This window comes from Bacillus sp. 7884-1, from assembly GCF_002272245.1.
Classification (GTDB): Bacteria; Bacillota; Bacilli; order Bacillales; family Cytobacillaceae; genus Neobacillus.
The window spans coordinates 23616-31021 of sequence record NZ_NPDD01000110.1 but is presented as its reverse complement, the minus strand read 5'-3'; the positions used below and the strand labels follow the sequence as shown (position 1 = coordinate 31021).

Sequence of the window (7406 nt, the reverse complement as noted above, 5' to 3'; positions counted from 1 at the left end):
CAGGTGCCAAAATTTTTTCTTTGCTTTAACACAGCTTTTTTAATAAAAAAAAGGCAACAACTGTTAGGTTATTACCTTGCTTTTGGACCTTTTTTTACGTTTAATGATCACGGTGAACTATATAATTTAGTAAATGCTTTAGAAAAGCGGTGTTGCGTGGAATCTCTTGCAACGTTTCTAGGGCATCACAATAGTGTTCCCACATCGCTTTTTTGGCACCATCAATATCTAAGATTGATACAAAGGTCGAATTATTGTTCTCCTCGTCTTTTCCAACGGGTTTTCCCAGTTTGTCCAAATCACCCTCCACATCCAGCAAGTCATCCTTTATTTGAAAGGCAATGCCGACATGATAAGCGAACTTTTTTAAAGCATCAATCTCGGATGGTTTAGCTTCCGCAAGAATGGCAGGCATGATTAGGGACGCTTCGAAACCAAGTCCAGTTTTATAGAAGCACATAGTATTTAAGTCTTCTAAGGTTAACACTTTCCCTTTGGATTTCAAATCCATTGCCTGCCCTTTACACATTTCTTCAGTCAATCTAGAAGAATATTTAACCAAGCTTAGCACGGTCTTCGAATTGAACTGTTCGAGTGATGCTTGTTCCTCTATTGCCTTCTGCGTTAGATAGAGACCTGTTAATTCTGCAATAGCACTATCGTACACCATATGCAGCGTTGGCCGTCCCCTGCGAATGGCTGCATTATCCTGTGAAGGCAGATCATCAAAAATCAGTGAAGCAGTATGCATGTATTCTAATGATTTTATAAGTGGTACAATTGCCGACTGATCTAATCCATATTCCTCAATCCCCATAATCCAAGTAATGATAGGCCTTAATCGCTTTCCATCACCCTCTAGGCTATAGTTGGCCGCCTCAACGATTGGACCATTCAATGTATCCTCTTTAGGAATTGGTAAAAGATGATTGATCTGGTTACGTACATTTTCGATTAAATCTGAGAATTCTTCTTGCTCTTTTCGTTCATTTTTCAGGTTGGTTATCATATGGTCACGCAGGAGTTTATCGAAGAAATCAACGTTGTCTGCTTTAGCTGCCATCTTTTGAATGATGGTATTGAAATTTGGATTTCCTGAAGAAAAAAGTTCCATCACTTCATTGTATTTTTTTACGCCCATTCGTTCTTTATATCTCTTTAACCCGTTTATCGCACGATCTAAAATGACTTCACATGCCTTTTTATCCGAGTGATAGACACTATGAATTAAATTGGAAATGACACTCCAATATAATTCAAAAGGATTAATAAGATCATCCCTTTTGTCGTGATATTTCAGATAATAGGTATAGGGTGTTACGGCACCATTCTGCAAATCATCAAACATATCAGCAAAGTCATCTGCCAGCTGGTTGTAAATGCCATAAAAGAAGGTTCGATTGTCGAATCCCTCATCTTCAGCAGCATTAATAACGGAGCGAACGATCAATCGTGATGAAGAGGATTTGAGAATAACCGGAATATAAAGCTCTTCATTCGTATAACTTCCATTCGACAAATCCTTTTCACGGTCCACTTCCTGCGAATGAAAAAATACATATGATTGTTCAAAGAATGATTTTATAGTTTCTGGCTGCTGTTGTGCCTTAATATATTCAAATCCCTCTCGAAGCTCCGAATGAATGAACGTAATCAAAGCTATGTTCTTATCTTCCCACTCACCGCCCAATTTCGGTACTGCTCCAGTGGTAAGGGTGGTTCGAATCAAGTTAGAGTATTGTTTTTTCTCTTTCTCGGATAAGACTTTTGAATCGAGAAGGTCATCAATAAAGGGATAGGTCAAACCATAGGCATAGCCTATCCTAATGGCTCTATCTAGTCTGCGCGCCCGTTCTTCAGAGGGAATTTTATCGCCCATCTCTTCAATCTCATGCATCACGACTCCAGCTATAATTTTAATAAGCTTACGCTGGGCATGATTAGCGTCCATCCCCACTGGAAGGTGGTTGGATACAACTCTAAGTTTATTTATCATCCAGATAATTGCAGATTCAATAGATTCCTGCTGGGCCCACCTGTACAACCAAGCCATAGAGAAAATCTCATTCTTATTTTCACGATTTTCCTTTGGCTGGGTAAGATTGTTTTTTAAACTGTTAACAACACTCTTAATTCTAGCCTGTGTCTCTTTTGAATCCAGCGCTTTACCCAAATCACGCATAAAAATATAAGATATGCTCCTATCCAGGTAATTGTCTAGTTTGCCAGTGTAATCTAGATATTTAATATAATTATGATAATCACGGGGATCTGCTTTACTTTTACCACGAGAAAAAAAAGAGAATAATGAATGATGATGAATATGGTTGTGCTTCCAGGATTGTATATCTCTAGTTAGAGTAGGAATATAGTTTTTTTGCTTAACTTGCTGATAAAGTGATTGAAAATACTCCTGTGCCTTTTGCTCAGCCATTGCATAGCATGTATCCTCATTTATTAATAACGTCTTAAACATTAAACATTACCTCAACTTCACGTTCACTTTTGTATGTATATTAATAATACACGTAAGCATTGGCTTTATAACTATTAAACTGAAAATTAAATGAAAAAATCCCTCAGAACTTTCATCTGAGGGAAAATTATATTCTGTTACTCGTATCTTAATGCCTCAATTGGACTAAGCTTTGAGGCTTTGTTTGCGGGAAGCAATCCAAAGATAATACCAATTAAGGCTGAAAAACTAACACCTATCAGAACAATTAACGGACTAACCGAAGCCGTAATGGGCGAAAACTCGGAAACGAGGATACTGCCTACTGCTGCTAGACCAATTCCAATCAATCCTCCTAATGAAGTTAACGTGATGGACTCGATTAGAAATTGTAAGAGGATTTTTCTTCTTGTCGCACCAATCGCTTTCCGAAGTCCAATTTCTCTCGTTCTTTCTGTTACAGATACTAGCATTATATTCATGACACCAATCCCGCCTACTAAGAGTGAAATACCTGCGATACTCCCTATTAGCAGTGTTAGTAAAGAAATCATTGTATTTAATTCTCTTTCATAATCTTCAAAGTCATTTGTCGAATACTGGCCGTTTTCAAGACCTTTTTCTGTTGTTAACGTTTCGGCTGCCAGCCTGCCTGTTTCAGAAATGTTTTCAGCATCACTAGCAATCACCGATAATTGCTCAATTTCTCGGTTACCGAACATCATCGAGATGACAGTACGCGGCATGAGCATCTCACCTGTATCCGGATTACGAAATTGCTCAGGAAGTGGTGATTCATACACCCCTACGACTTTGTATGGATTATCATTGAGGTCAATAATCGCCCCGATTGGGTTGTCGGATTCCTTAAAGAATTTTTCTCTTGCTATCGTATCAATCAACACCACTCGATTCAAACCATCATTATCCGCAGCGTACAAAGCTCGTCCTTCTACTACCTGAATATCCCTAGCAGAGAAAAATTCCGCACCGACACCGGTAATTTGCATTTCACCCTGTTCATCATCATGTGTCATCATTCCCCAGCCCTGATTTGTTGCAACCACAGCCTTAACACCAGGAACTTCCGCAAGTGTCTCGATATCTTCTGAGGTTAATTCAGGTTCCTCCCAAAACATTTCAGTTTCCCCTTCAGGCGGGATATATTCATAATAAATATCAATCGCATTCTTATCCGTACTAAACAATTCATCTGTCATCTGCTTCTTCGTACCTTGACCAATTGCAACAATAATAATAACAGCAGCTACACCAATGATAATGCCGAGCATCGTTAGAATAGATCTTATTTTATGGTTCCAAATAGAAGAAAGGGCGATTTTAAAACTATCCCATATATTCATGAAGACACCCTCCGGTCTTCGGTTATCAGCCCATCTTTTATCGTAATAATTCTTTTAGCATATGCTGCTATTTCTTCCTCATGGGTAACAATGATAACCGTTTTTCCTTCTTCATTGAGCTGTGTAAATAGCTTCATTATTTGTTCACTCGTATTCGAATCAAGCGCACCCGTCGGTTCATCGGCTAAGAGAATAGTAGGATTATTAACGAGTGCCCTAGCGATGGCAACACGCTGCTTCTGACCTCCAGACAACTGGTTAGGTAAATGCTTCATCCGGTCACCTAACCCTACTTTTTCTAGCAGATTTTTTGCCCTTGCTGTTCTTTCCCGCCTAGAAACACCAGCATATACAAGTGGGGAGGCGACATTTTTAATGGCGTTGTCTCTTGGAAACATAAAGAATTGTTGAAAAACAAAACCGACATGTTCATTTCTTAGCTTAGCCAGCATACTCTCTTTTGCAGAGGCGATTTGTTCCCCATTTAATTCATATGTACCTGATGAAGGATAATCTAAAAAGCCAATGATATTCATCAGTGTAGATTTACCAGATCCAGATGGACCCATAATCGCGACAAACTCCCCATCTTCTATCGTTAAATCAATTCCATGAAGCACCGGGACTTCTAATGAACCCTTACCGTATACTTTTGTTATATCACTCAACTTCATCATATGCGGTCACTTCCATTCCATCATGCATTTCTTCCGTTGGTGTAAGGACCACAAGTTCTCCCGGCGTAATTCCAGATGTAACTTCAATGAAGGTATCGTTCATTACTCCCGTTTGAACCTCACGTCTTTCTAACATCCCATCTTTTAAAATATAGACAATCTTAATTCCTGCTTCATCGATAAGAGCCGGATGTGGGATAGCCACTTTTTTAGTGGAATCACCTGCCTTTATTTCTAAAGAAACATGGAATCCTTGACGTAACTCGGTAGTATCATCCGTAATCGTAACCTTAAAAGGATACATGGTTACATTACCAGCTCCGCCGCCGCCTTCGAATCCTTCTCCACCGCCGCCTTCAGCATTTGGGAATTGTGAAACAGATTCAACTGCACCCTTCCATTCACGATCTTTAAAAACCTTCGGCCGAATTATAACAGGTTGTCCTTCCTTAATCTTGACTGTATCGAATTCACTCATCGACCCAATTACTTTATAGGGTTGACTTGAAATAATGTGGACGACAGGTTCTGCTGCTCCTGCTTCTGTATTTGCTACATTTTGATTAACCTTTACGATAATCCCATCCATTTTACTAACAATCGTCATTTCACTTTTCTGTGCATTTAATTCTTTTATTCGGTCTTCAGCTGATGTAATTTCTGACTTTGTACTTTCATATTGCATCTCTTGTTGGATTTTTTCATTCGAAAGCTGGTTTACATCTTCTTGTGAAACTAGCCCTTCAGCGCCCTCTACTGTTTCTGCACCTTGTGTTTCTACCTTCTTTTTAGCTTCTGCAATTCGCTTATTGAGATCTGCAATTTGATTTTGCTCTGTTTTCCCTCTACTTTGCAGCAATTCTTTCTCACGGACAGCTCTTTTAAGTTCACTATCTATTTTTGAAGAATCATAGACTACTAGTGGATCACCAGCTTTGACAGCTTGGTTCTCTGTTACTTTAAATTCACTAATTTCCCCTTTTTCAGGTTCTATAAAGACCTTTTGCTCACTTTCTGGAACAATTTTACCCGTAACCAGAATCGATTCTACCAATTCTTGTTCACTAACCTTTTGTACGCTTATACTCATGACACCTTCATCCGCGCCTACTGTTTCTGTACCTGTTTTTGCATATAAATATGTACCCGTGCTTGCAATGACAAGTATTCCTACAATGACTGATATCCAAATCCATACCTTTTTCTTCACCTATATACCCCCGTAGAATCTATTATTTATCTATTATCTACTATAAAGGTACTGGAAATATTTTCAATAGTTTTTAACGGATTGTTTCTCTTTTTATAATCGATAGATTCCATAGAAAGAAAAAAAGCCCTTCAGCTGAAAGGCTTTTGCTTTGAAATTTTGCTTTCTCAAGTTCCGCAGAAGGTTCGATATGGACGAGGTGATGGCGCTGGCAGAATAGTGTAATCTATTTGATCTGGAGAGTACGCATATGGATTGGATAGGACCCCAAGAAGCCTCTCCATCACACTATAATCTCCATTATTCGCTGTTTCCAGTGCCTCTTCTACACGGTGGTTCCGAGGTATTACCGCAGGATTACTGTTCCTCATTAATTGAGTGGAAGAGTCCTTTGATTCCTGCTGCCTGCCTCGTCTTGCCTGCCACCGTTCTAGCCACTGTGTGAATTCTGTTGTTCCCTGCAGAATGGTTTCCTCTGGTTTATCCAAAGTTAAAGCTCTAAATGTGTTCGTATAGTCAGCACGGTGCTTCTGCATCATTTCTAGCAGGTCTTTAATAAGGGGCTTATCTTGTTCCTCCTCATTAAATAATCCTAATTTGGCTCTCATTCCCTCGAGCCAATTCGATTCAAATAATCCTGTAAAGTCGGAGAGCTTATCTTGTGCGAGTGTAACAGCCTCTTCCTGATCCTCATGCAGGAGCGGTAAAAGAGCTTCAGCTAACCTTGCTAAATTCCAGACGCCAATATTCGGTTGATTCCCATAAGCATAGCGGCCTTCTCTGTCAATGGAGCTGAACACAGTAGCCGGATCATAGGTATCCATAAAGGCACAAGGTCCATAGTCAATGGTTTCTCCACTAATCGTCATGTTATCGGTATTCATTACCCCGTGAATAAAGCCAACCAACTGCCATTTCGCAATCAGCATTGCTTGACGTTTAATCACTTCCTGAAGAAACGAGAGATATTGGTTCTCAACACCTTCAATTTTAGGATAATGGCGTTTTATTGCATAGTCAGCCAGCTCCCGAAGTTCATCCTCGTTGCCCCATCTTGCAGCATACTGAAAGGTACCAACACGCAGATGACTAGCACCTACTCGGGTCAGAATAGCACCAGGTAAATAAGATTCACGGGCTATTTCTTCGCCGGATGTTACCACTGCTAAACTGCGTGTGGTAGGAATGCCTAAACCATGCATCGCTTCGGAGATAATATATTCACGCAGCATCGGTCCCAGTGCTGCCCGGCCATCGCCGCCGCGGGAGTATGGCGTTCTTCCTGAACCCTTAAGCTGGATATCAAATCGCTCACCTGTGGGTGTTATCTGTTCTCCAAGTAGCACCGCTCGACCGTCGCCTAACATTGTAAAATGCCCAAATTGGTGTCCCGCATATGCTTGTGCAAGAGGGGAAGCACCATCAGGTATTTTGTTCCCAGCAAACACCGCTGCCCCTTCTTCACTTTGCAAGTTCTTTACGTCTAAACCTAGAGTCGTCGCCAACGATTTGTTGAAAATAGCAATCTTAGGTGAAGCTGCTGGTGTTGGGTTTTGGCTGTTGAAAAATACCTTCGGCAAACGAGCATAACTATTATCAAAGTTCCATCCTGTTTCACTTACATACTTTGTCATCAAATCCCCCTTTTCTTCGAGCATTAAAATATTTGAGTCTTAACTTTTCTGTCGACTATCTTTTTC

General features: G+C 40.1%; 5 protein-coding genes. All 5 read right to left on the bottom strand.

The genetic code is table 11. From position 1 onward, the window contains the following. Positions 1 to 100: 100 nt before the first annotated feature. Positions 101 to 2476, bottom strand: a complete 2376-nt coding sequence (locus CHI06_RS13765; protein WP_095249131.1) for a polyprenyl synthetase family protein — start codon at positions 2474 to 2476, stop codon at positions 101 to 103. Positions 2477 to 2613: 137 nt separating this feature from the next. Next, positions 2614 to 3819 (bottom strand): ABC transporter permease, encoded by a 1206-nt coding sequence (locus CHI06_RS13760; protein ID WP_095249130.1) that lies wholly within the window; start codon positions 3817 to 3819, stop codon positions 2614 to 2616. Beyond that, complete coding sequence (locus CHI06_RS13755) at positions 3816 to 4496, bottom strand: ABC transporter ATP-binding protein (RefSeq protein WP_095249129.1); 681 nt, start codon at positions 4494 to 4496, stop codon at positions 3816 to 3818. Before CHI06_RS13755 ends, CHI06_RS13760 begins: the two co-directional genes overlap by 4 nt. After that, a complete protein-coding gene (locus tag CHI06_RS13750) occupies positions 4480 to 5706 on the bottom strand; it encodes an efflux RND transporter periplasmic adaptor subunit (RefSeq protein ID WP_095249128.1) in 1227 nt (408 codons plus the stop codon). The genes CHI06_RS13755 and CHI06_RS13750 overlap by 17 nt, the downstream gene beginning before the upstream one ends. A 167-nt stretch (positions 5707 to 5873) precedes the next feature. Next, positions 5874 to 7340, bottom strand: a complete 1467-nt coding sequence (locus tag CHI06_RS13745; RefSeq protein ID WP_095249127.1) for a protein adenylyltransferase SelO — start codon at positions 7338 to 7340, stop codon at positions 5874 to 5876. Between the last annotated feature and the right edge of the window lie 66 nt (positions 7341 to 7406).